The organism is Thermomonas sp. (assembly GCF_047606765.1).
In the GTDB taxonomy this organism is placed as follows: domain Bacteria; phylum Pseudomonadota; class Gammaproteobacteria; order Xanthomonadales; family Xanthomonadaceae; genus Thermomonas.
Genome location: NZ_JASGED010000025.1, coordinates 1 through 24,318 on the forward strand (window position 1 = coordinate 1; position 24,318 = coordinate 24,318).

Annotated in this window: 21 protein-coding genes and 1 pseudogene; 8 read left to right on the forward strand and 14 right to left on the reverse strand. The window is 66.6% G+C overall.

Annotated features, from left to right (window positions below; translation table 11 throughout):
* Positions 1-167: 167 nt before the first annotated feature.
* Together QM612_RS02820 and QM612_RS02825 are read left to right on the forward strand one after the other, a co-directional pair.
* Entirely contained in the window at positions 168-2,069 is a 1,902-nt protein-coding gene (locus QM612_RS02820) for an autotransporter assembly complex protein TamA (protein ID WP_415252382.1), read from the forward strand.
* Complete coding sequence (locus QM612_RS02825; RefSeq protein ID WP_415252383.1) at positions 2,066-5,974, forward strand: translocation/assembly module TamB domain-containing protein; 3,909 nt, start codon at positions 2,066-2,068, stop codon at positions 5,972-5,974. Before QM612_RS02820 ends, QM612_RS02825 begins: the two co-directional genes overlap by 4 nt.
* A gap of 165 nt (positions 5,975-6,139) precedes the next feature.
* On the opposite strand, the gene glyS is transcribed toward QM612_RS02825, so the two are convergent.
* A complete protein-coding gene (glyS, locus tag QM612_RS02830; RefSeq protein ID WP_415252384.1) occupies positions 6,140-8,215 on the reverse strand; it encodes a glycine--tRNA ligase subunit beta in 2,076 nt (691 codons plus the stop codon).
* A gap of 111 nt (positions 8,216-8,326) precedes the next feature.
* On the reverse strand, positions 8,327-9,226 hold the full coding sequence (glyQ, locus tag QM612_RS02835) for a glycine--tRNA ligase subunit alpha (RefSeq protein WP_415252385.1): 900 nt from the start codon (positions 9,224-9,226) through the stop codon (positions 8,327-8,329).
* Positions 9,227-9,293: 67 nt separating this feature from the next.
* Between glyQ and QM612_RS02840 the strand changes: the two genes are divergently transcribed.
* Both QM612_RS02840 and QM612_RS02845 read left to right on the forward strand, forming a co-directional pair.
* Positions 9,294-10,007, forward strand: coding sequence for a glutamine amidotransferase (locus QM612_RS02840; protein WP_415252386.1), 714 nt, complete (start codon positions 9,294-9,296; stop codon positions 10,005-10,007).
* A gap of 44 nt (positions 10,008-10,051) precedes the next feature.
* Positions 10,052-10,975 carry a BPSS1780 family membrane protein gene (locus QM612_RS02845; protein ID WP_415252387.1) on the forward strand — a complete coding sequence of 308 codons (924 nt, stop codon included), beginning with the start codon at positions 10,052-10,054 and terminating at the stop codon, positions 10,973-10,975.
* 5 nt (positions 10,976-10,980) lie between these two features.
* Here QM612_RS02845 and tatC read toward each other — a convergent pair whose 3' ends face one another.
* The 5 genes and pseudogenes from tatC to QM612_RS02870 form a co-directional block, all read right to left on the reverse strand.
* Complete coding sequence (gene tatC, locus QM612_RS02850) at positions 10,981-11,727, reverse strand: twin-arginine translocase subunit TatC (RefSeq protein WP_415252388.1); 747 nt, start codon at positions 11,725-11,727, stop codon at positions 10,981-10,983.
* Positions 11,720-12,031 carry a Sec-independent protein translocase protein TatB gene (gene tatB, locus QM612_RS02855; protein WP_415252389.1) on the reverse strand — a complete coding sequence of 104 codons (312 nt, stop codon included), beginning with the start codon at positions 12,029-12,031 and terminating at the stop codon, positions 11,720-11,722. The genes tatC and tatB overlap by 8 nt, the downstream gene beginning before the upstream one ends.
* Positions 12,032-12,046: 15 nt before the next feature.
* Entirely contained in the window at positions 12,047-12,268 is a 222-nt protein-coding gene (gene tatA / locus QM612_RS02860) for a Sec-independent protein translocase subunit TatA (RefSeq protein ID WP_415252390.1), read from the reverse strand.
* A gap of 58 nt (positions 12,269-12,326) precedes the next feature.
* A pseudogene (locus QM612_RS02865) lies at positions 12,327-13,121 on the reverse strand (lipid-binding SYLF domain-containing protein); the annotation flags it as partial.
* Positions 13,122-13,200: 79 nt separating this feature from the next.
* Complete coding sequence (locus tag QM612_RS02870; RefSeq protein WP_415252391.1) at positions 13,201-13,410, reverse strand: hypothetical protein; 210 nt, start codon at positions 13,408-13,410, stop codon at positions 13,201-13,203.
* A gap of 101 nt (positions 13,411-13,511) precedes the next feature.
* Here QM612_RS02870 and hemH point away from each other — a divergent pair, with 101 nt between their 5' ends.
* Both hemH and QM612_RS02880 read left to right on the forward strand, forming a co-directional pair.
* Positions 13,512-14,483, forward strand: a complete 972-nt coding sequence (hemH, locus tag QM612_RS02875; RefSeq protein ID WP_415252392.1) for a ferrochelatase — start codon at positions 13,512-13,514, stop codon at positions 14,481-14,483.
* Positions 14,483-15,334 carry an alpha/beta fold hydrolase gene (locus QM612_RS02880; RefSeq protein WP_415252393.1) on the forward strand — a complete coding sequence of 284 codons (852 nt, stop codon included), beginning with the start codon at positions 14,483-14,485 and terminating at the stop codon, positions 15,332-15,334. The genes hemH and QM612_RS02880 overlap by 1 nt, the downstream gene beginning before the upstream one ends.
* Before the next feature lie 3 nt (positions 15,335-15,337).
* Here the strand turns inward: QM612_RS02880 and QM612_RS02885 are convergent, their stop codons facing one another.
* From QM612_RS02885 to ttcA, 4 genes are all read right to left on the reverse strand, one after another.
* Positions 15,338-15,856 carry a hypothetical protein gene (locus tag QM612_RS02885; RefSeq protein ID WP_415252394.1) on the reverse strand — a complete coding sequence of 173 codons (519 nt, stop codon included), beginning with the start codon at positions 15,854-15,856 and terminating at the stop codon, positions 15,338-15,340.
* 57 nt (positions 15,857-15,913) lie between these two features.
* Complete coding sequence (locus QM612_RS02890; RefSeq protein ID WP_415252402.1) at positions 15,914-16,693, reverse strand: M48 family metallopeptidase; 780 nt, start codon at positions 16,691-16,693, stop codon at positions 15,914-15,916.
* A gap of 105 nt (positions 16,694-16,798) precedes the next feature.
* Complete coding sequence (locus QM612_RS02895) at positions 16,799-17,701, reverse strand: recombination-associated protein RdgC (protein ID WP_415252395.1); 903 nt, start codon at positions 17,699-17,701, stop codon at positions 16,799-16,801.
* 138 nt (positions 17,702-17,839) lie between these two features.
* The gene (gene ttcA, locus QM612_RS02900) at positions 17,840-18,736 is read right to left on the reverse strand and encodes a tRNA 2-thiocytidine(32) synthetase TtcA (RefSeq protein ID WP_415252396.1); all 897 of its coding nucleotides are present in this window, start codon (positions 18,734-18,736) and stop codon (positions 17,840-17,842) included.
* A 32-nt stretch (positions 18,737-18,768) separates the two neighbouring features.
* Here ttcA and QM612_RS02905 point away from each other — a divergent pair, with 32 nt between their 5' ends.
* A complete protein-coding gene (locus QM612_RS02905; protein ID WP_415252397.1) occupies positions 18,769-18,987 on the forward strand; it encodes a YdcH family protein in 219 nt (72 codons plus the stop codon).
* A 28-nt stretch (positions 18,988-19,015) separates the two neighbouring features.
* The gene (locus QM612_RS02910) at positions 19,016-20,500 is read left to right on the forward strand and encodes a GGDEF domain-containing protein (RefSeq protein ID WP_415252398.1); all 1,485 of its coding nucleotides are present in this window, start codon (positions 19,016-19,018) and stop codon (positions 20,498-20,500) included.
* Here the strand turns inward: QM612_RS02910 and plsB are convergent.
* The 3 genes from plsB to QM612_RS02925 all read right to left on the reverse strand — a co-directional run.
* Complete coding sequence (gene plsB, locus QM612_RS02915; RefSeq protein WP_415252399.1) at positions 20,466-23,162, reverse strand: glycerol-3-phosphate 1-O-acyltransferase PlsB; 2,697 nt, start codon at positions 23,160-23,162, stop codon at positions 20,466-20,468. The two genes, QM612_RS02910 and plsB, sit on opposite strands and share 35 nt — an antisense overlap.
* Positions 23,163-23,170: 8 nt before the next feature.
* Positions 23,171-24,097 carry a hypothetical protein gene (locus tag QM612_RS02920; protein ID WP_415252400.1) on the reverse strand — a complete coding sequence of 309 codons (927 nt, stop codon included), beginning with the start codon at positions 24,095-24,097 and terminating at the stop codon, positions 23,171-23,173.
* On the reverse strand, positions 24,094-24,318 hold a 225-nt coding region (locus QM612_RS02925), incomplete at its 5' end, for a hypothetical protein (protein ID WP_415252401.1). The genes QM612_RS02920 and QM612_RS02925, both read right to left, overlap by 4 nt.

Genomic DNA, 24,318 nt, shown 5'->3' on the forward strand with positions numbered 1-24,318 from the left:
CACCTTCTCCCCGCGTAGCGGGGAGAAGGAAACAGCAAGCTCTTGTAGGAGCGGCCCATGGCCGCGACGGCTTTCTCGCAACCCATGTCGCGCCCATGGGGCGCTCCTACAAATCCGCGTTCACGCAGCGTGAGCCGCGATTCACCCGGCATCGGTATCCTTTGCGGATGCCGCCACGCCTGCCCGCCATCGCCCTGTTTACCTGTTGCCTGCTTGCCAGCGCCGCCGCCAGTGCGGCGCGGGTGCAGCGGGTGGAGATCACCGGGCTGTCTGACGAGGCGATGCAGGCCAACGTGCGCAGTGCGCTGACGCTGGAAGACGAGCTGGACAAGGAGATCACCCCGCGCCGCCTGAACTACCTGCTGCGCATGGCGGAGCGCGAAACCCGCGAGGCGCTGGAACCGTTCGGCTATTACTCGCCGGTCATCAGCATCCGCCGCAGTGACCGCGACGCGCCGGTCGAAACGAATGCAGAAACCGGCAGCGATGCGCCTGCCGAAGCGGCATCGGAATCAACATCCGCAACCAACTCCGAAACCGCCACGCCCGCGCCCAGCCGCAACAGCGAAGGCCGCACGCTGTCGGTGCTGATTCACGTCGATCCCGGCCAGCCGGTGCGGGTGCGTGGTTATCGGGTCGAGGTGCAGGGCGATGCGAGCGCGGATGATCTGGTGCAGGAAGCATTGGCTGCGTTCGTGCCGCGCACTGGGCAAGTGCTGGAACACGCCGCTTACGATGCCAGCCGCAACCGCGTGAGCAAGGCACTGGCCGTACACGGGTATTTCGATGCGCAGTTCGAGCAGCGCAAGGTGGAAGTCACGCGCGCCGAGCATGCCGCCGACATCGACCTGCGCTGGTTGAGCGGCACGCGCCACATGCTGGGCGATGCCACGTTCACGCAGGAGCCGCAGGCCATCATCGGCGAGCGCCTGCTGCACAAGCTGGTCAACTGGGAGCCGGGCGAACCCTATGACGAAGCCAAGCTGGAACGGCTGCGGCGTTCGCTGGTGGGGCTGGATTACTTCGGCCTGATCGATGTTGCCCCGCAGCCGGAACAGGAAAAGGACGGGCAGGTGCCGGTGCAGGTCAACCTGACGCCCGCGCCGCGCAGCATCTACACCACCGGTTTGAGCTACGGCACCTTGAGTGGTGCCGGCGTCAGCCTGGGCATGGAGCGCCGCTATTTGAACAAGCGCGGGCACAAGGCGCTGGCGCAGCTCGACTACGGGCAGAAGCGCAAGGCGCTGACCATGCAGTACCGCGTGCCGGCCTTCGCATGGCTGGACGGCTGGTACAGCGCCAGCCTGCAAGCTGCAGACGAACAGACCGATTTCATGGACACCCGCCGCGTCGAGTTTGTGCTTAGTCGCAGCGGCCAGCTCAACCCACGTCTGAATGTGATCGCGGCGCTGCATGTGCTGCGCGAGCGCTGGCTGTTTGCCGATGCCGGCAGCCCGGATGCGACCTATCAGTTCGCCAGCTTCGCGTTCCCGGCGTTGCGTGCGGAATACGTGGATGTCGATGACCGGCTTGCGCCGCGCCGTGGCATTGGCGGCACGCTGATGCTGCGCGGTGGCGCGGGTGGCGACGGCTTCAGCGAACGCTTCGGCCAGATACAGGCCAGCATGCAGTGGTTCCACGGTTTCGATGCCGACAGCCGCATGATCGTGCGTGGTGAATTGGGGCATACGTTTGCCGATGCGGTGTCGGCGCTGCCGCCCAGCCTGCGCTTCTTTGCCGGTGGTGACCGCAGCATTCGCGGCTACGGCTGGCGCGAGGTCGGCCCGCGCACGCGCAATGCAAACGACGAGATATTTGCACTCGGCGCGCGCAACATGGTCAGCGCCAGCGTGGAGTACGAACGCTACTTCAAGGGCCCGTGGGGCGCGGCGGTGTTCGTGGACAGCGGCAGCGCGTTCGATGGCAAGACACCGGACATGCACACCGGCGTCGGCATCGGCCTGCGCTGGCGCTCGCCGGTGGGGCCGGTGCGCATCGACATCGCGCGCGGGCTGAAGTCGCCGGATTCGCCGTTCACCCTGCACCTCAACATCGGGGCCGACCTGTGAACCTGCGCGAGCGTTACCGCCGCTATCGCCGCTACGGGCTGGAACCGCTCGCGGATGATGCCACCGACGAACAGCGCAATGCGCGCATCGCGGAATTGCGCACTCTGCGCCGCGCGCGCCAGCGCAAGCTCGCGATCCGCAGCGGCATCGGCACGCTGGTTTTGCTCGTGTTTGCCGGCGCGCTGCTGTACTGGCTGCTCACCACCATCGGCGGGCGCGACATGCTGCTGCGGCAGATCGTGGCGCGCCTGCCTGCGGACACGCAGCTCACATGGAAGAACGCGGAAGGCCCGGTGTCCGGGCCGATGGTGCTGCACGGCGTGCATTTTTCGATGCCGCGCCAGCGCGATCCGGAATGCAAGCCCACACCGCAGGCAAGCTGCGCGATGGGGCGGATCGTGTTCGATGCCCAGCAGGTGACCCTCGATCCTGCGATCCGCCCGTTGCTGGGCCGCACCCTGCGGCTGGATGCACTTGAGTTGCGCGGCGCACGGCTCGACCTGCCGCGCAGTGACACGCCGTTTGAATTGCCGCAGTGGCCGGACGTGCTGCCGCAGATTGCGCCGCCGCTGGCACTGGAAGCCGATGCCATCCGCATCGATGGCCTCACGGTGACGCAGGAAGGTGAAGCGCTCATCGCCATCCGCAGCGCGCGCGGTGGCCTGCGCGCCGCGCCGGGCAGGTTGCAGGTGCAGCGCCTGTCCATCGATAGCGACCGTGGCCGCTTCGACGCGCACGGCAGCTATGAGCCGCGCAAGGATTTCCGCACCGATCTGGTCGCCACTGCCGTGTTGCCCGCGCCCGCCGGCAAGACCGCGCCGCGCCTTGGACTGGTGGCGAAAGGTGACCTGTCACGCATGGACGTGGCGGTGGCCGGGCGGCTGCCTGCACCGACGCGCGCCACGCTGACCCTGCGTGGCAACAAGGACGCGCCGCGCTGGCAGTTGCGCGCGAACAGCGATGCACTGGAACCCGGCCTGCTCACCGGCAGCAGCGAAGCGGGTGAAGCGCTGGCGTTCAACGTGGACGCGGGCGGCATCGGCGGCAATGCGGATGTGCGCGGCAGCTTCAGGCAGGGCGAGTTTGCCGCCACCATCCTGCCATCGAAGATCAGCCTGCACGAACGCAAGTTGCAGTTGCAGCCGCTGGTGGTTGATCTGCTGGAAGGCCGCATCACCGCGAATGGGCATGCCGACCTGCGCGATGCGGATGCCGCCAGCCTGAAACTTGCATTGAATGCGCGCGGCCTGCGCTGGAGCAGCAGCGATGGCGAAACGCAGATCGGCGGCGATGGCGACTTCGGTCTTGCCGGCACGCCGCAGCACTGGGCGCTGAAAGGACAGGCGCGGCTGCAACGTGGCGATGACCGCGCCACCGTCGATCTGGCCGGCATCGGCAATACCACTGCGATGCAGCTGCAATCACTGCGCGCAAGCATGCCGCAGGGCCGGCTGGATGCCAGCGGCGACGTGGCGTGGTCGCCGAACCTGAAATGGAAGGCAGATGCCATGCTGGCCGGCTTCGACCCCGGCTATTTCCTGCCCGACTGGGCCGGTGCCATCAACGGCAAGCTGCGCAGCAATGGCGAAGTGCGCGACGGCGGTGCATTGCTTGCACACGTCGAAGCGAATGAACTTGGCGGCAAGCTGCGTGGCCGCGCGCTGTCCGGGCGTGCCGTGCTCGACGTGGAAGGCGATGCCTACGCGGGCGAAGTTGCGCTGCGGCTTGGCGAAAGCCGGATCGATGCAAAAGGCAAGATTGCCGCGACGATGCAGGTTGATGCCGAGTTCGCGCCGCTGCAACTGGCCGACCTGCTGCCCGATGGCGCGGGCACGCTGCGCGGAAATTTGAAATTGCGCGGCGCGCGCAACGCGCCGGATGTCGAAGCCGATCTGAACGGCAGCGGGATTGTGTTTGGCGATTATCGTGCCGAGCGCGTCGTGGCGAAAGGCAAGCTGCCGTGGCGCAACGGCAACGGTGCGCTCGACATCGATGCGCAGGGCGTGCAGGCCGGGCTGCCGCTGCATGGCTTGCAGGCGCGGCTGCGTGGCGCGGTGGAGCGTTTGCAGTTTGATGCCGATGCACAAGGCGACGTGGGCAAGCTCGCGTTGCGTGGCGATGCCAGCAAACAGGGCGCGCGCTGGCAGGGAACGCTTGCCGCGCTGCGCTTCGATCCTACACTCGGTGCGAGCTGGGCGCTGCAGCAACCGGCGCGCTGGGGCTGGGATGGCCGCAACGGCACGCTGTCATCGGCCTGCCTGCGTTCCAGCGACGGCGGCGACCTGTGCGCGCAGGCGGACTGGCCGCGTCGCGGGCTGCAAGTGCAGGGCAAGGCGCTGCCGCTGGCGCTGGCTGCGCCCTATCTGCCCAAGCGCGAGAACGGCAGGGCATGGACATTGGTTGGCCACACCGATCTGGATGCAAGCCTGCAACCGGCAGGCAACGCATGGCGCGGCAAACTTGCGCTGGTCTCTGCCAGCGGCGGCATGCGCAATTCCGCGCGTTCGCGGCGTGATGTGCTGGGCTATCGCGACCTGAAACTGGATGCCGACTTCGATCCACGCCGGATCGATGCCCGCCTTGGCGCAGTGCTGGACGACGATGGCCGCATCGATGCACGCATCGCCACCGGATGGGACGAACACGCGCCGCTGGACGGGCAGTTGCGGGTGGATACCGACGCGCTGACGTGGATGGAATTGCTGTCGCCCGACATCGTCGATCCAACCGGTGCGCTGCATGCCGACCTGCGCCTGTCCGGCACCCGCGCGCAGCCGATGATCGGTGGCAGTGGCCGGTTGCATCCGTTCGCTGCGGAACTGCCCGCGCTTGGCATCGGCATGCAGGATGGTGATCTGCGCCTGACCGCGCAGGACGACGGCAGCGCGCGCATCGATGGCAGCCTGCGTTCCGGCGACGGCACGCTGCGGATTGATGGCGCGCTCAACTGGCGCAACCAGGACACGCCGCTGCAAGTCAACGTGCGCGGCGAGAACGTGCTGGTCTCCGATACGCGCCAATTGCGTGCGGTGGCATCGCCGGATATCAGCGTGCGTTATCGCGCGGGTGAGCCGCTGCAAGTCACCGGCACGCTGAACCTGCCCGAGGCCGACATCCATCTGGAACGATTGGACATGGGTATCACGCCATCGCCCGACGTGGTGGTGCTGGACCCGGTGGAACCCAACCGCAGCGCGCCCACGCGGCTCGACATGGATCTTGCCTTGCAGGTGGGCGATGCGGTGAAGATCGACGGCTTCGGGCTGGATGGCAGTCTTGCCGGCAGCCTGCGCCTGCGCCAGCAACCCGGCCGCGACATGCGCGCCACCGGCACGCTGGAAGTGGAAGGTCGCTATCGCGCCTACGGGCAGAACCTGAAGATCAGCCGGGGCCGCATGAGCTGGGCCAATGCCGAAGTCGGCAACCCGCGGCTGGACATCCGCGCCGAGCGTGAAGTGGGCGACGTCACCGCCGGCATCCGCGTGCAGGGCAGTGCGTCGTCGCCGCAGGCCACGGTGTATTCCGATCCCGCCAAGAGCGAATCCGAAGCGCTGGCCTACCTGACGCTTGGACGTCCGCTGTCCACGGTGTCGGGTGCCGAAGCGCAGCGGCTGGGCGCGGCCAAGTCCGCGCTCAATGCCAGCACCGGCCTGCTGGCGGCGGAACTGGGCAATCGCATCGGGCTGGACGATGCCGGCGTGGTGGAATCGCGCGCGCTGGGTAGCGACGTGCTCAGCGTCGGCAAATACCTGTCGCCAAAACTGTACGTTGGTTACGGCGTGTCGCTGCTTGGCACCGGCCAGGTGGCGATGCTGAAGTACCTGCTGCGCAAGGGCTTCGACATCCAGATTGAATCCAGCACGGTGGAAAACCGCGCGTCGATCAACTGGCGCAAGGAGAAGTAAGGTTTTCCGAACCTGTCGTGCATCCCTGGCATGTGCTTGTCATCCCGGCGAAAGCCGGCATCTTTTCGCAGACCTTGTGTCTGCGTATCCAGCTTTTCAGCCTTTCGATGACTCAAGCAAGAACTGGATCCCGGCTTTCGCCGGGATGACGGATACAGGCTGTAATCAGGCGGACAGGTGCTCGATCGCCGCCACGCTGCCCAGCCGCTCGGCCAGTCGATTGAGCAGGGCCAGCCTGTTGGCGCGCACGGCGGCGTCATCGACATTCACCATCACCGCGTCGAAGAACGCATCCACCGGTGCGCGCAACTGCGCCAGCCGCGACAACGCAGCCACGTAGTCACGCTGCGCAAGTGCCGGATCGGTGTCGGCGTAGACGGCTTCCACCGCTTCGGCCAGCGCCAGCTCGGCGGGCTCGGACAGCAGCGCGGCGTTTTCCATTGCCGGGATGGCGATGTCGGCTTTTTTAAGGATGTTGCCGATGCGCTTGTTGGCGGCGGCGAGTGCAGCGGCCTCCGGCAGCTGCGCGAACACGCCGATGGCGTCGATGCGGCGGTCGAAGTCGTACAGCGAGGCGGGTTTCAGTTCGGCAACGGCGTTGAAGTGCGAAGCCGGGACGCCCTTGTCGCTGTAGTAGCCGCGCAGGCGGTCGAGGATGAAGTCAAAGAGTTCACCGACGTCGGCCTGCACGTTCTTGGCTGCAAGTGCTTCGTTTGCTTTCGACAGCAGCGTTTTCAGGTCAAGATCGAAACCAGACTCGATGACCGTGCGTGCCAACCCCAGCGCATTGCGCCGCAGCGCGAACGGGTCCTTGTTGCCGGTCGGCTTCAGGCCCGCCGCGAAACCACCGGCCAGCGTGTCCAGCCGCTCCGCAATCGCCAGCACCTTGCCTACGCCGGACGCAGCAATGTCATCACCCGCAAAACGCGGGCGGTAGGCTTCGTCGATGGCAGTCGCCACATCGCCCGGCTCACCCGCACGCTGCGCGTAGTAGCGGCCTGCGATGCCCTGCAATTCCGGGAACTCATTGACCATGCGGCTTTGCAGGTCGTTCTTTGCCAGTTGCGCCGCGCGCTTCGGCAGCGCCGCATCCACGCCGACCTGCGGGGCGATGGCTTCGGCCAGTGCTGCCACGCGCGCCACCTTGTCGGCCACGCTGCCCAGCTTGGCCTGATAGGTGACGGTTTTCAGCCCATCGCCCATTGAAACCAGGCCCTGCTTCAAATCCTCGTCGAAGAAGAACTTGGCATCGGCAAAGCGCGGGCGGATCACGCGCTCATAGCCCTTGCGGATTTCGCTGGCGTCCTTCGATTCGATATTGGCGATGCCGATGAAGTGCTCGGTCAGCCGCCCCTGCGCATCCAGCACCGGGAAGAACTTCTGGTTGGCTTCCATCGTTTCGACCAGCGCTTCTTGCGGCACCGCGAGGAAGTCGCGCTCGAACGCGCAGGCCACGGCCACCGGCCACTCGTTGAGGCAGTTCACCTGTTCCAGGTTGCCTTCATCGATGCGTGCATTGCCGCCTGCGGCCTTTGCTGCGCGCTGCACCTCATCGACGATACGCGCGCGGCGTTCGTCGGCATCAACCAGCACGTTCGCGCCGCGCAACGCTTCCACGTAATCCTGCGGATGTGCAATGGCGATGTTGTGCGGATGATGGAAGCGATGCCCGCGCGTCTCGCGCCCGGCGCGGATGCCCAGCGCTTCCACGTTCGCCACTTCCTCGCCCAGCAGTGCCACCAGCCAGTGCAACGGGCGGGCGAAGCCGTAGGTGTGGTCGCCCCAGCGCATCGGCTTGGGGATGGGCATGCCGGCCAGCGCTTCGTCCAGCACCGCCTGCAACAAGTCCAGCGTGCGTGCGCCCGGCGTGGTGGCGCGATGCACGAAGCGCTCGCCCTTGGCGTCACTGGTTTTCTCTAGCGCAGTCCAGGCAACACCGGCCTTGGCGGCAAAGCCTTCCAGCGCCTTGGTCGGCTTGCCTTCGGCGTTGAGTGCGATGTTGAGATAGGGGCCGAGGACTTCGGAGGTCTGCTCCGGCTGCTCGCTCGCCACGCCCGGCAACAGCACCGTCAGGCGGCGCGGGGTGTACAGCGGCTTGGCATCGCCACGTTCGATGGCAACGCCGCGTTTTTCCAGCGCAGCGATCACGCCATCGAAAAAGGCCTGCGCAAGACCGGGCAGCGCCTTGACGGGCAGTTCCTCGGTGCCGAGTTCGATCAGGAGGGGTTGCGTGGTGGTCATGGAATGAAGCCTTCGCTGTTTGCCCGTCATTCCGGCGCAAGCCGGAATCCAGTTTTGTTGTAGCTCGGGAAAAGAAGAAGCTGGATTCCGGCTTGCGCCGGAATGACAGCATCAAGCTTTTTTCAACCCCGGAAACCCCAGCTTCTCCCTCTGGGCGTAATAACTTTCCGCCACCGCCTGCGCCAGCTTGCGCACGCGCAGGATGTAGCGCTGGCGTTCGGTCACGGAAATCGCGCGGCGCGCGTCCAGCAGGTTGAAGCTGTGGCTGGCCTTGGTCACCTGTTCATAGGCGGGCAGCGGCAGGCCGGCTTCGACCAGTTTCATCGCCTCGGCTTCGCAGGCGTCGAAACGGTGGAACATTTCCTCGACATTCGCGTGTTCGAAGTTGTACGCGCTCTGCTCGACTTCATTCTGGTGATAGACATCGCCATAGGTCACCGGCGCGCCGTCCGGGCCATATGTCCACACCAGGTCATACACGTTGTCGCAGTTCTGCAGATACATGCACAAGCGCTCAAGGCCATAGGTGATCTCGCCCAGCACCGGCCTGCATTCAAGACCACCGGCCTGCTGGAAGTAGGTGAACTGGGTCACTTCCATGCCGTTGAGCCAGACCTCCCAGCCAAGGCCCCACGCGCCGAGCGTCGGCGATTCCCAGTTGTCCTCGACCAGCCGCAGGTCGTGTACCAGCGGGTCGATGCCCAGGCTTTTGAGCGAATCGAAATACAGTTCGACGATGTTGTCCGGCGACGGCTTCATCACCACCTGATACTGGTAATAGCGTTGCAGGCGGTTGGGGTTCTCGCCGTAGCGGCCATCGGTGGGGCGGCGCGAAGGCTGCACGTAGGCGGCGTTCCACGGTTCCGGTCCCAGCGCGCGCAGGAAGGTGGCCGGGTGGAAGGTGCCTGCGCCGACTTCCAGGTCCAGCGGCTGGATCAGGACGCAGCCCTGCTCCGCCCAATAGGCGTTGAGGCGCGAGACGAGTTGCTGGAAGGTGATCGGAACGGCCATGTCGGGCAGGGGAAAGTGCAACGTGGCCGGCTAGTATAAGTGCCTCGCTTGCGCCCTCCGAATGCCGATGACCGCGCCACTGCTCATCATCGAAACCGGCCAGCCCGTCGCTTCGATGCGCCGCCATGGCAGCTTCGCCCACTGGATTCGGGTTGCCGCCGGGTTGGATCGCGATGAAGCGGTGGTGGTCGATGCGCAGCGTGGCGATGACCTGCCCGCACGCGAGGGCTTCGCCGGCGTGCTGGTCACCGGTTCGGCGGCGATGGTGACGGAGCGCGCGGACTGGAGCGAGCGCAGCGCCGACTGGCTGCGCGAGGCCGCCCACGCCGGCTTGCCGTTGCTGGGCATCTGCTACGGTCATCAGTTGATTGCGCATGCGCTGGGCGGCGAGGTGGGTGACAACCCCAACGGACGCGAGATGGGCACGGTGCGCATCGACCTGCACGATGAGGCACACGCCGATCCGCTGTTCACCGGCTTGCCCGCAGGCTTTCCGGCGCAGGCCACCCATCTGCAAAGCGTGCTGCGCCCGCCGCCGGGCGCGGTGGTGCTGGCCCGCAACGGCCACGACGCCTGCCACGCCTTCCGCTGGGGCGATGCCGCATGGGGCGTGCAGTTCCACCCGGAGTTCAGCGGCATGCACATGCGCGGCTACATCCGCGCACGCGCCGATGCGCTGGCCCGCGAGGGCCGCTGCCACAAACGGCTGGCCGGCGAGGTCTCCGCCACCCCGCACGCCCGCGCCGTGCTGCGCCGGTTTGTCCGCCACGCGCGGCGTTGAGACGCGGCTCCGGTATCCTTGCGCGCGTCACTACGGGGAGCGTCATGCAAATTCGGAAATTGTCGGCAGGCCAGGGTCTGGTCTGGTTCAAGCAGGCGATCGACCTGGGAGCAAAGAACCCGCGTGCGGTGTTCGGGGCGGCGTTGCTGCTGATCCTGGCGCTGTATGCCGCTGCACTGCTGCTGGCGCTGGGGCTGTCGGCGGTGGTGGGATTGTCCGGCACTGGCGGCGCGCCCGATCTGGGCAAGGCGCTGGCGGTGGGCCTGGCATTGAGCGTGCTGGTGGTCGTGCTGGTCCCGATCCTGCTGGGTGGATTGATGCACGTCGTCCGCGAAGCCGAGGCAGGCCGTCCGGTGCGCGCGCGCGACGTGTTCGCGCCGTTGCGCGATGCGCGGGGTCGCAGCCTGGGATTGCTGGGGCTTTTGCAGATCGCGTTGGCGATGCTGGGCGGCGCGCTGGTGGTGGCGATTGCCGGCAACGATTACTGGCGCGAGTATGTGCAAGCCATGCAGGGCGCGATGCAAGGGCAGATCGGTGCCATGCCGCAGCCGAAGAACGCCGGCCTGCTGTTTCTGGTGCAACTGGTGTTCAACTATTTCAGCTATGCGCTGATGTTGTTCTCCATCCCGCTGATGCTGTTCTCCGGCAGTAATCTGCTGGATGCGATCCGCAACAGCTTGCGCGCATCGGTGCGCAACGTCGGTGCCAACCTGCTGGCCGGCGTGTTGTTCGTGGGCGCGCTGCTGCTGGCAACACTGGTGACCGTGCTGGTCGCTGGACTTGCGGGCATCGTGGGCGGCGCGGTGCATCCCGCGCTTGGCGTTGCACTGACCACGCTGCTGATGCTGGGCTTCGCCGCCGTGGTACTGGTGCTGGTCGTGGGCGGTGCCTATCTCGCCTGGCGCGATACCTTCGGTGATGGCGCGCCGCCTTCGCAGCAGGCGGTGCAGCACGGCATCGAAGTCTGACGGCGTCAGTCGGGCTGCGGTGCGCCCGGCTGCCGCCCGATCATGCCCGCGGCCAGGATGCCGGCTTCGTACAGCAGGCACATCGGGATAGCCAGCATCAATTGGCTGACCACATCCGGCGGGGTCACCACCGCCGCGAGGATGAAGATGCCCACGACGGCGTAGCCGCGCCCTTCGCGCAGTTGTGCCGGGGTGACCCAGCCCAGCAGCGCCAGGAGTACCAGCGCTACCGGCAACTCGAAGGCAAGGCCAAAGGCAAGGAACAGCACCAGCACGAAGTCGAGGTAAGCGCTGATGTCGGTCATCATCGCCACCCCTTCCGGGGTTACCCGCGTCAGGAAGGCAAACACCATCGGCAGCACGAGGAAATAAGCGAAGGCGCAACCGGCATAGAACAGTACCAGTGCGGAACTGAGCAGCGGCAGGGCCAGTTTCTTCTCGCGCCGGTACAGGCCGGGTGCGACGAAGGCCCACGCTTGATAGAGCAGCCACGGCATCGCTAGCACCAGCGCCACGAAGAAGGCCAGCTTCACCGGTGCGAAGAACGGGCTTGCGACCTGTGTGGCGATCAACTGGCTACCTGCCGGCAGCTTGTCCAGCAGCGGTTGCGCCAGCAGCGCATACAGTTTGTGGGCAAATGGCAACAGACACAGCAACACCAGAATCAGCCCGGCTGCACCACGCAGCAGGCGCGCGCGCAATTCCAGCAGGTGCGCGATCAATGGGCGTTCGGTGTCGTCGAGTTCAGCCATCGCGCGGCGGGTCTTCGGCAGGCTGTGCGGGATCGGATTCGACGGGCTGCCGTGCGGCCTGCGCCAGGTCGCGCAGCTGCGCTTCGGTTTCCTGGATGGCCTGCTTGCCTTCCTGCAGGCTGCGCTTGAGCTGCTCGGCCGCCAGTTCGTTTTCCAGCTCCGCCTTCACCGAATGCCACTGCGCGCGCGCGCGGCGTGTCCACAGCCCGGCGAAGCGCGCAGCCTTCGGTAGCCGTTCCGGCCCAAGCACGACCAGCGCCACCAGAGCGACGACCATCATCTCGCCGAAGGAAAAATCAAACATCGCGTGCCGCAGGCGTCAGCGGGCGACGTCGTCGCGTTCGCGTTGCTCGCTGTTTGCAGCCTTGCTGTCATCGCCGATACGCGCGGCTGGCTTGTCCTCGTCACCACGCATGCCTTTCTTGAACTCGTCCACCGCCTTGCCGAGGTCGCGTGCGCCGGAGGTCAGCCGCTTGGTGCCGAATACCAGTAGCACGACGGCCAGCACGATCAGCCAGTGCCAGATGCTGAAGCTGCCCATGGATGCACCTTGTGTAGTGGAATGAATCGCGATTCTACCGCTGATCCCATCAATGCTTGGTTGCAGGTTCCAGCGGCGTGGTGGTGGCCGGGTTGCCGGTGTCCAGCGGCTGCACGCTGGAGCCTGCGGGTTCCGCTGCCGGTTGCGGCGCGGCCTTCTGGCGCGCGTGGCGGGCGGCGGCGCTGGCTTCCTCCAGCGAATCGCGGAAACCGACGATGGCGGCGGACGGCGCCTGCGGGATGCGGCTTTCGAAGACCATGCGCGGGGTGATGCCGGCACCGTAGGCGTTGCGGTTGGCGTCCTTGTCGATGGACAGCACCGCGCCGTCCAGCGCCACGCCCGCGAACAGCCCGCGCGCGCGCGACCACGACCAGATTTCGGCCTTCAACTGGCCGTCGGTGGCGGCGGCGGCATTGCGGCCCACCGGGCCTGCGGCCACGCCGGCATCCGCGCCCAGGGTGATCTTGCCGTTGACGATGGAATCCAGGCTGCGGTCATTGCGGAACACCAGCACCACGTCGGCGGACTGCACGCCGGCCTGCAGGCCGAAGCTGGCGCCGGTCAATTTCACGAATACCGGGTTTGACCATGTGCCCTCGGCAGTCTTGACCGACAGCATGCCCAGCCCGCGACGGCCACCCAGCATGAAACCGGCCTTGATCGTGTCCGGGATCACCACCACGGCCTTGGCATCGTCCAGTAGCTTGTCGGGGATGGCGGCTTCCGGGATCGCCTGGATCTGCCTGACCACGCGCACGGCATTGTCGGCGCGGGCATCTTCGCGATCGCCGGCCATGGCGCTGCCAGTGGCAAGCAGGACGGCAAGGGCAAGGGTCAGGCGGCGTGGCGTCATGATGCGGTCGTCCGATGGTGGGGCGTTCAGGCTAGGCCGATGGCGATGAACCGACGTGCAACCTGTGGCGATCAACGGTTCAGCCGGCAAGTTCAAGGCGGCGTTCGATGCGTTCGACGCGGTTCGAGAGACGGTCGATGCGCACGGATTGCTCCGCACCGTTGGCATACAGATGCGCGATGGATTGCTCGACGTTGCCCATGCGCTCCGTCAGGCCATCCACCTTCTGATGCAGCCCATCCAGCGACGAGCGAATGCCGCGCAGATGCTCCAGAACCAGGTCAGTCATGTTCATTTCTCCACTCTACTCCAGAAACCGGAGGCCAGATTGATGCCGCCGCTGCGCGTGTTCCATCAGGCTTTGCCGCATCCGCATGTCATCCTATGCCGATGCAAGCCGACCCCATTCAGGCCAGCCGCGTCCTGATCCTTGCCAATCTGGGCACGCCCGCCGCGCCAACTGCGCCGGCGGTGTCTGCGTATCTGGACGAGTTCCTGTCCGACCGGCGCGTGGTGCAACTCCCGCGCTGGCTGTGGCTGCCGTTGCTGCGCCGGGTGATCCTGCCGCGTCGCAGCCCGGTGGCGGCGAGGAAATACGCCAGCATCTGGATGGAGGGCGGCTCGCCGCTGGCCGTGCATACGCAGGCGCTGGCGCGTGCGGTGCAGGCGCGGCTGCCCGGCTGGCGAGTGCTGCACGCGATGCGCTATGGCGCGCCGTCACTGGCCGATGTGTTGCGCGGGCTGCGCGACGAAGGCGTGCGCGAGGTGCGAGTGCTGCCGCTGTATCCGCAGTATTCGACCACCACCACACTGTCGATGGCCGATGCCATCGCCGGACACGTGGGCGACCTGCGCGTGCAGATGCTGCAGGACTACCACGCCGATGCCGGCTGGGCTGCCGCCGTGGCGGCATCCATCCGCGCGCATTGGGATGCACATGGTCGCGGTGAGCGCCTGCTGCTGTCCTTCCACGGCCTGCCGCAGCGGGTGGTCGATGCCGGTGATCCGTATGCGCAGCAGTGCGAGGCCAGCACGCAGGCGATTGCACGCGCGCTGGGCATCAAGCGCGGCGACATCCTGCTGACCTTCCAGTCGCGCTTCGGCAAGGGCAAGTGGCTGCAGCCGGACGTGGTGGCAACACTGCGCAGCCTTGCGCGCGCGGGCGTGCGCAAGGTCGATGTGGCCTGTCCCGGTTTTGCGGTGGATTGTCTGGAAACGCTGGAGGAAATCGCGATGCAGGACGCGGCGCTGTTTCGCGCGGCGGGTGGCGAAGCGCTGCGCTACATCCCCTGCCTGAACGCATCCGATGCACATGCCGACGCCATCGCCGCATTGGCGGCTGGCGAGGCGGGTTGGGCCTGATGCACGAACTGCGCCTCGAAACCCCCAACGGCATGCTGGCGGCGCTGCGCAACGGTGGCGATGGCCCGCGCGTGCTGGCCCTGCATGGCTGGCTGGACAATGCCGCCAGCTTCCTGCCGATGGCAGCGCATCTGGGCGGCATCGAGCTTGTCGCGCTGGACCTGCCAGGCCACGGGCGCAGCGTGCATCTGCCGCAGGCGGCGGAATACACCTTCGCCGGGGCCATCGGTGCAGTGCTGGACGCCGCCGACGCGCTGGGCTGGGACGAGTTCGCCCTGCTCGGGCATTCGATGGGTGCTGGCATCGCCAGCATGGTCGCCGCCGCCTGCCCGGATCGCATCACGCGGCTGGTGGCGATTGAAGCGCTGGGCGCACTGGCCGAAGACCCGCAGCGGACAGTCACACGCCTGCGCGAGGCGGTGGCCGCACAGCGCGCCACCGGCAGGCCGATGCGTGTCTTTCCCGACATCGACAGCGCAGTGCGCGCGCGCATGCTGGCCGGGCGGGTGCCCGGCAGCGGGCTGGACGAGCCGCTGGTGCGGCTGCTGGTGGAACGCGGCCTGCGCCCGGTGGAAGGTGGCTGGGTGTGGAGCAGTGACCCGCGCCTGACCTTGCCCACGCTGGTGCGGATGACCGAAGCGCAGGTCGAGGCGCTGGTGGCCGGCATCGAATGCCCGACGCTTGCGCTGTTCGCCGACCCGGCCCAGCCCTATCTGCCGGACGATCTGCGCCGTCGCCGTGCTGCATTGCTGCCGCACGGGCGGCTGCTGGTCATGCCCGGTGGCCACCATCTGCACATGCAGCAGCCCGCCGAGGTCGCCGCGCCGGTGCGGGAGTTCCTGCGCGGCTGAGCTTCAGCCGCCTGCGGCGTTGCCGGTGCGGATCGCCAGCTGGGTGCCGCCGTCGTCACCCTTCAGCAGTTGATAGACCACCTGCTGGTCGCCCTTGGTGTACATCAGCGTGCTGCCATCGCCGGACTGCATCGCCATCTCGCGTTTCCAGCCCTTGCCCTGCATGGCCTTGTCGGCATCGGCATAGACCGTGCCCATCGCCGCAGGCGTGGTCAGGTTGACGATCTGCATCCCGCCCATGTCCATCGCGCTGGCCACCTTGTGGTTGTCGGGCAGATAGACATCGTCCGGGAAGCCATCCGGCAGCGCCACGCTGCCGCCGTCTTCCGCTGCGGCGATCTTCACCTCGCCCTTGTCGGTCTTGAAGGTCAGCGCGTCGCCGTCCTTGTCCACCTTGGCGCCGGTGGCGTTTTCGAGGGCTTGCTCGATGGCGGCGTCCTGCGCCTTCCTGCAGCCCGGCGCGATGACAAGGGTAGCGGCCAGTGCGGCGATCGCCAGCAGGCGGAATACGGTCGTGGTCATGTTGGTCTCGGTGCCCGTTGCAGACAGTGGGTTTACATGACTACGCAAACCGGCGGCTCAACCGGTCAGCAATGCCCGCAACCGGCCTTTCAGGCGGTGGCCCTCGGCGTGGAAATAGGCGCGCTCCGCCCGCCAGTCCGGGCAGCGCGCTTCCACCTCGCGCCAGAACCGGCGCGAATGGTCGGCATGGATCAGGTGGCAAAGCTCGTGAACCAGCACATATTCGAAGGCCGATGGCCGCGCCAGCACCAGTGACAGATCCAGCGACAGCGTGCCGTCCGGCGCCAGCGAACCCCATTGCGAAGCGGTGCGCTTGAAGGTGATCCGGCGCGGCGCGCGCGGCAGCCCGGCGATGTACTTCGGCAGCCAGCGGCCCACATCCATGCGGCCCTGCGCCTCGTAGAAATCCTTCAGCGCCCGCCGCAGCGCCGCATCACCGGCATTGGCCGGGGCGGCGAAACGCAGTGCGCCGTCGGCATCGAAATCCAGCCGCGCCGCGCGTGCGGTGTCCCAGTGCAGCGGGACTTCGGCATCGCGCAGTGGCAATGACGTGGTGACGCCGCGTTGCAACCGTTCGCCGGCCTGCTGTGCATGCTGCGCCATTTGCTGGCTCAGCCAGTTGCGATGCTCATGCAGGAAACGCTCGCCGGAAATCAGGCTGGCGCGCAGCGGCAGGGTCAGCCGTGCGCCGCGTTCATCGACGGATAGCCGGATCCGCCGCGCGCGCGGGTCGCGCACCCGCAGCACCTCGATACGGCGACCGTCGTCCAGCACGAAAGCAATGCTGTCGCGCTGCACCGCAGGCGCTTTCGGCGCGATGCGGGCGGGCGACAGCAGGCGGAACAGGGAGCGCATGAAACGGATTGTATGTAGGGGCAGGCCCCTGTGCCTGCCCGCCGTCGGGAAACAAATCGGGCAGGCACGGGGGCCTGCCCCTACGGATCAATCCGCCTTGCTGAGCTTGAACGCCTTCTCCAGCACCGCGAACAGGCGCTTGAACTCGCCGGCCATCAGCGCGAAGCGGGCGTCGAGTTCGGCGGCGATGTCGTCGCGGTCGGTGGATTCCAGTTGATCCACCGCACCGTCCAGCAACTTGAACTTGCGCACGACGAGGTCTTCGCCCAGCACGAAGCTCACATGGTCATCCAGCGTCAGCGCAAGCCGCGTGGCCTGCTTGCCGGCTTCAAGGTGCTTGTTGATTTCATCGCCGACCAGTTCCATGCGCTGGATCTTCACCACCGCGCCGCTGTCGGCGGGGTCGCGCAGTTCGCATTCGTCGCCCAGCGACAGGCCATCGGGCAGCGGGTCGCCTGCAAGCCAGCCGGTGAGGATGGCGCGCGGCGCGACTTCGGCATTCACCGGCAGCGCGGGGAAGCTGCCCAGTGCGCGGCGCACTTCCGAGACCACGCTTTCCGCGTTCTTGCGCGATGAGGTGTCAATCGCAATCACGCCGAGCTTGGTGTCGATCAACGCATCGCTGCGCACCGGGCGCACGAAAGCGCGCGGCAGCAGCTCGGTGACCAGTTCGTCCTTGATCCGCTTGCGGGTGCGTCCGCCGGGCTTGCGGCCTTCTTTTTCTTCGATTGCGGCCAGCTTCTTCTGCAACAGGTCGTTGACCACCGCACCGGGCAGCAGCTTGTCCTCGCCGCCAACGGTGATCCACAGCGATTCCTCGATGCCGTGGCTGAAGGCTTCGCCATGTTGGCCGAACGGCGGGACGAAGCCGCGCGAGGACAGCTCCAGCGGGCCGACTGGCTTGAGCGCGCATTCGGCGAGGTGTTGTTCGAGGTCGGAAAGATCAAGCGAAGGGGAGAAACGGAACAGAGTAAGGTTGCGAAAAAACATCGTGTATCCCAGAATTGCGTTATCGGGCGTCACCCCGGCGAAAGCCGGGGTCCAGCTTTTTGTTTCCGTAACGTTGGAAAAGCTGGATTCCGGCTTGCGCCGGAATGACGGTATCGAGGTGTTGCGTCGTAACTGCGGTCAATCGTCCTCGCGCGGCGTCTCACCGCCTGCGAGCCACGCATGGGCATCGGGCAAATCGCCGTCGCTGCGCTTGCCGAGCGAGAGAAAATCGAACAGCTTGGGGTCGCTCAGTTGCGAAGGCCGGATATCGCCGAGCGCCCGCGACATGGTTTCGATGCGGCCCGGCGTGTCCTTTTCCCACTGCGCCAGCATCTTTTTCACCTGCTTGCGCTGCAGGTTTTCCTGCGAGCCGCACAGGTTGCAGGGGATGATCGGGAACTGCCTGGCCTCGGCATAGGCTTCGATGTCGTCCTCGCGCACGTAGGCCAGCGGTCGGATGACGACGTGCTTGCCGTCATCGCTCAGCAGCTTCGGTGGCATGCCGGAGAGCTTGGCGTGGAAGAACAGGTTGAGGAAGAAAGTGTTGACCAGATCATCGCGGTGGTGGCCCAGCGCGATCTTGGTGAAGCCGTGCTGCTCCGCATACGTGTACAGCGCGCCGCGCCGCAGGCGCGAGCACAGCGAACACATGGTCTTGCCTTCCGGGATTACCCGGCTGACCACCGAATAGGTGTCCTGCTCGATGATGTGGAAGTCCACGCCAATCGATTTCAGGTACTCGGGCAGGATGTGTTCCGGGAAGCCGGGCTGCTTCTGGTCGAGATTGACCGCGGTGATGCTGAACTCGACCGGTGCCTTTTTCTGCAATTGCAGCAGCACGTCCAGCAGGGTGTAGCTGTCCTTGCCGCCGGACAGGCAGACCATCACCTTGTCGCCGTTTTCGATCATGCCGAAGTCGGCGATGGCCTTGCCCACCTGGTGGCGCAGGCGCTTGGCCAGCTTGTCGGTCTCGCGCTTCTTTCGCTGCGCGAGGGACTGCGGCTCGGCAAGGGGCAGGGGAATGACGGCGTTCATTCGGCGCATTTTACCTGCGCTATGCTCGCGGCATGAGCCAGCCCCTTGATCCCGTGGAACTTTCACGCATGGCGCGGCGGGTGGTCGAGCTGCGCCAGGAACACCGTGATCTGGATGCCGCCATCGAGCGCCTGCAGGCCGATATCCGCGCCGACGAGCTTGCGGTCAAGCGCCTGAAGAAGCGCAAGCTGCAGTTGAAGGATCAGATCGCGCGGCTGGAATCGTCCATGATCCCCGACCAGCCGGCATGAGCGCCGGATATTGGCGATAGAGCGACGCATGCGTTTTACCGTAGTCGTTGGGTTCCTGTTGCTGCATGCCCTGGTGATCGGGTTTGCACCGCCGTGGGCGTCTAACCTGATGCAGGCCGCTGCCGGCTTGCTGGCGGTGGGCGTTGCGATGCGTTGCGGCCAGTGCCATGGCTGGGCGCTGGCGCGCGGCTGGAGCCTGCTGGCGATGGCCTGGCTGCTGTGGGTGCTGGGCATGCTGCTAGGCCTGCAGCAGCGGATGTCGGGTGTGGACGTGCCGTTCCCGGTGGCAGCGGGCGTGCTGTACCTGCTGGGCATCCTGCCGATGGTGCTGGCGATCAGCATCGTCGGGCTTGGCCGGCGTGACAACCTGCTGCGCGTCATCGACAGCGGGCTGGTGGCGATTCTGGGCGCACTGTACTGCGGCATTCGTCTGGGCCTGTTCGGTGCGGGTTTTGGTGAAGTCGATCCGGTGCTGCTGGCGGACATGCAGAACGTGTTCCTGGTGCTGCTGGCCGGGGTACGCCGGGCGGCGGCGGAGAACGATGACGAACTGCGCTTCTTCGGCCTGCTGTTTCCGTTCCTGTTGCTGCGCTTTGCTGCCACCTTCCTCTACAACCGGATGGTGCAGGCCGACCCGGCGCTGACGGCGGCCTGGGTGCAACTGCTGCCCGTGCTGCCGTTCATGCTGGTAGTGGTGCTGGCGGCATCGCCGCGACCGCCACGGATGTGGCTGGGTGCGGTGCGATTGGCGCCGTTCGCGCGGGCGGCCAGTCCGCTGGCGGTGACCGTGCTGGTGCTGGTGATGTCGGCGCTGGTGGTGGCGCGCGGGGCAACGATGGTGGGCATCGTCGGGATCGTGCTGGGTGTGTTCGGCTACGGCTTCCGCAGCACCTTGCTGTTGGTGCGTACCGAGGCCGCAGTGCGGCGCTTGCACAAGTTGTCGCGCATCGATGACCTGACCGGCATCGCCAATCGCCGCCGCTTCGAGGAAACCGCCGGGCAGGCATGGCTGCATGCGGCGCAGACGGGCCAGCCGCTGGCGCTGATGATGATCGACATCGACCATTTCAAATCGCTCAACGACCGTTACGGGCACAACGTGGGCGATGACTGCCTGCGCAAGGTGGCGGGCGTGCTGACCGCGATCATGGCCGATGCGCCCGGCATGGTGGCGCGCATCGGTGGCGAGGAGTTTGCGGTGGTCGTGCCCGGCTCCGATCTGGATGCCGCTGCGCAGCTGGCAGAGCGCATGCGTGCAGCGGTGCAGGCGCTGGAAAAACCGCTGCCCGATCCGGCGCAGCAGGTCACGGTCAGCATCGGCGTGGCCGATGCCTGGCCGCGCGAGGAGCGTGGCCTGCCGCTGGCCTTGATGCTGGCCGACCGCATGCTGTACGAGGCCAAGCGGCAGGGCCGCAACCGGGTCTGCGCGGCGGAGGATCGCGACGCAGGCGCAGGCCTGCCAGCTACTTCGCAGGAAGTTACTCCGCAGGCAGCGCCGGCTGCTCCGCACTGATGCGGGTGGTGTCCGGGGTGATTTTTTCGATGGTATGGCGCAGTTCGCGGCCCAGCACCACGCGGGCGTCCCTGGCCCAGCCCTTCAGGCGGTCGTCGAACACCAGCTTGCTGTTTTCGTCCGGCCACACCAGTTTCAGTTCGCGCAGCTTCTGGATGAAGCCACGGAACAGGCCCTTGTCGAAGAACTCCGGCGCGGCCGGTGCGTACAGCAGCGACAGCCGTTGCGCGGCCTGCTGGCACAGCGTTTCCAGTTCACCCGAACCCAGCGTGCCGGTGCCGTTCTTCACCAGCACCGAAATGGCGATGTAGTAGCGCTCGAATGCCTGCTGCAGCGAATGCCCGATGGCGCGCAGGCGGAACACTTCATCGGTCTGGCCGGAGTTGCGCTGCAGGATGCCGCCTTCCTCGTCGCTGACCTGTTCGAGCAAACCCTCGCGGACGAACACGTCGATGGTGCGGCCGATGCGCTCGGCAAAGCCGTCCTCGTCCCACGGCAGGAACAGTTCCGCCTGCAGGAACGGATACAGGCTGCGGCCCAGCTGCAGCAGCTGGTTGCGGCCCATGCGGCGGTTGTTCTGGAAGCAGACCGCGATCCACGACGAGGCGGTGAACAGGTGCAGCACGTTGTTGCGGAAATAGCTGAGCAACACGGCGGTGTCGCCATCCACGCCCAGCACGTCGCCCAGCGGATGCGGCGTGCGCGTGAGCATGCCGATTTCCTCGCCGTGCGCCACGATCTGCTCCGGCGTGTGCGGGGTCACGGTCACGTGTTCGGAATACGGCACGTCGGCCAGCAGCGTCTTGGACAGCGCGATCTGCGCCAGCAGGTCGGCTTCGCCCATCGCATGCTTGGGCGTGGACAGCAGTGCCAGCGCCAGCAGGTTGATCGGGTTCACGTCCGCCGCGCGATTGACGTTGACCTGGATGCGCTGCGCGAGTGCGTCGATGGTGCTGGCGAACCATGCCGGTTTCTCGTCCTCGGACACGGCCTTGCCGTTCCAGTCCGGCGCGTGTTCGGCCAGCAGGTCATCCAGCCGGATGCGCTCGCCGAAGTTCACCACCACCTGTCCGTAGTTCTGCCGCAGCACCTTGGGGATGCCGGTAAGCAACTGCCAGATGGATTCCTTTTCCTTCGGCTTGCCGGTCAGCTCGTCCAGATAGCTGCGGCCTTCCATCAGTTTTTCGTAGCCGATGTACACCGGCTGGAACAGCACCGGGCGGGTCGGCGCGCGCAGGTAGGCGCGCACGGTCATCGCCAGCGAGCCGCCCTTGGGCTGCAGCAGCCGGCCCGTGCGCGAGCGCCCGCCTTCGATGAAGTACTCGATGGAGTAACCACCGGCCACCAGCTGCGCCATGTATTCGCGGAACACCGCCGAATACAGTGCATTGCCCTTGAAGCTGCGGCGGGCGAAGAACGCGCCGCCCTTGCGCAGGATGGTGCCGACCACCGGCAGGTTGAGGTTGATGCCGGCAAAGATGTGCGGGGCGACGATGCCGTGGCTGTAGAGCAGGTAGCTCAGCAGCAGGTAATCCATGTGGCTGCGATGGCTGGGCACATAGACCACTTCATGGCCCGGCGCGGCCTGCTTGAACTGGTCCAGGTGGTGTACCAGCACGCCGCGATAGATGCGGTTCCAGACCGAGGTCAGCAGGAAGCTGAGCGAGCGCACCACGGTGTTGGAATAGTCGGCGGCGATTTCCCAGAAATAGCCATTGGCCTTCTTCCAGGCGTCTTCCGGCTTGCTGTTGTCGCGCCTGGCCTGGTCGGCAATCGCGTCCTTCACTGACGGCGCGCCCAGCACCTTGTCCGCCAGCATGCGGCGGGTGGACAGGTCGGGGCCGATCACCACCTCGCGCAGGCGGCGGAAGTGGGTGCGCAGCACGCGGCTGAGCTTGCGCACGGTGCGCTCCGGCTCCAGCCCTTCGGCCACGATGTCGTGCAGCGAGACCGGCGGCGCGAACTGCACCAGCGTGTCGCGTCCGTTGAGCAGCAGCGCCAGCAGCCGGCGGAAGCGGCCCACGATGCCCCAGTTCTCCGAGAACAGCACGCTGAACCAGCCGCTGCTGCGCTTGGGCGATTGGCCGACGTAGATCGACACCGGCACCAGTTGCACATTGAGGTTGGGGTTGGCGCGATGCGCCTGCAGCAGCCGTGCCAGCGAACCGGAGTGGGTCTTGTGCTCCGGGCCGGGGATCAGGCCCAGCGCCTGCAGGGTATTGGCATGCCGGCGCGACAGCGCCACGTAGGCGCGCTTGCGGCCCAGCGGGTCGCCCGGGATTGGCTGCAAGGGCGAAGGCAGGCCGGCCTCGCGGCAGGCGCGCTGCAGGATCAGTGCGTTGGACAGGCCGTAATCCTCCAGCACATAGCAGACCGGGCTGCGGCCATCGTCGTGCAGGCTGGGCTGGTCGGGCGCGATGTCCAGCTTCAGCCAGGGGTCGATCAGGCGGCCCAGCAAACGCGCCCACAGCGGCGGTTTGGGTTCCGGCGGGCGGGCAGGCGGCGGCGTGCCCGGCGCAGTGTCGGTCGATGCGGCATCGACGACAGGCGGCAGGAAGTCCGGCACCGGCAGGGTGGGGGCATCGCCTGCGGCAGGGGCATCGGGCCCGGGCGCGGCATCGAACAGGCTGGCCTGGGCTGGGGGCGTGGGGCGGTTCTGCATCCCGCTCATTATGGCGGAGGTGGTGCGTCGCCGCCCATGGCGCTGGCCTGCGCGCGCCGCACCAGATTGGCCAGGTACCAGTGGCCGTCGATCCGCACCGCCGGCACCACCGCATCCACCGGCTGCCCGGCCAGTTCGTAGCGCAGGCGCAGGCGGGCGCTGTCGCCGGTCTGCTGCATCAACTCCACCTGCAGGCTGCGCAGGCTGGCGTCGATGTCCAGCCCGTATTGCCGGCGCAACTGGTCGAGCAGGGTGGACAGGAAGGGGGAAAGCCGGTTCAGGCTCTGGGTCATCCCCAACCGTGCAAACGCCTTGGGCATGGCCTTGCCATCGATGCCGCTGCGGCGCGCCGCAGCGCACAGGGCAGTGAAGAACGAGCGGGCGCGGGCCGGGTCGGACAAGGGTGCCCGCACGCCCCAGTCGCCCAGCGCGCGGATGCTTTGCGCGATGTGGTCGCGCTCTTCGGGGGTATAGGCCGCTTCCTTCTGCACGTACTCGCCGCCGAACACCACCAGGGTGCGGATGGCCTGATCGATGTCGGCATCGGCCCCTGCAAATTGTTTGCGGAAGGTGGTCATCAGCGCGGTTTCCGCGCCCGGTGCCTGCAAGGCAGCCAGCATCGGCGGGATGCGCGCATCCAGCGGCAGTTCGTCCAGCGGCCAGCGGCTGCGGCCTTCCGTCCATGCCTGTGCAAGCTGCGCATGCAGCGCCGGCGGCACTGCCAGCCGGGCGAAGCCGGCACCGTCATGGGCCAGCAGGCGGTCGCGCAGGACGTAGGCAGCCTCCACCGGGCGCGATGCCGCACGCTGGCTGGCCTGCGCCGGCAACTGCGGCGCATGCCCGGCAGGCGCGCTGGCGGGTTGGCAACCCGCCTGCAGCAGCGCTGCCAACAGGGCTACCGGCCAGAGCGAGAGCCTGATTTTTGCTTGCGTCATGTGGGGCCGGCCCCGGATGGCGTCGCCGCAGTGTCGGCGTGGCGCGGGTCTGGATGCAAGCGCGGGGCGGATAAAAACAAGGCAGATAAAAAAAGGTTCTTCACCGAAGTCCGGGGATTGGCATCAAAAAGGAACGGCAGATCCGGGTGAAGATGTTTGTGTCGAGCAAACGTCCAATCCGGAGCCACCGTTCCCATGTCAGATGGTAAAGCCTGCCTCCC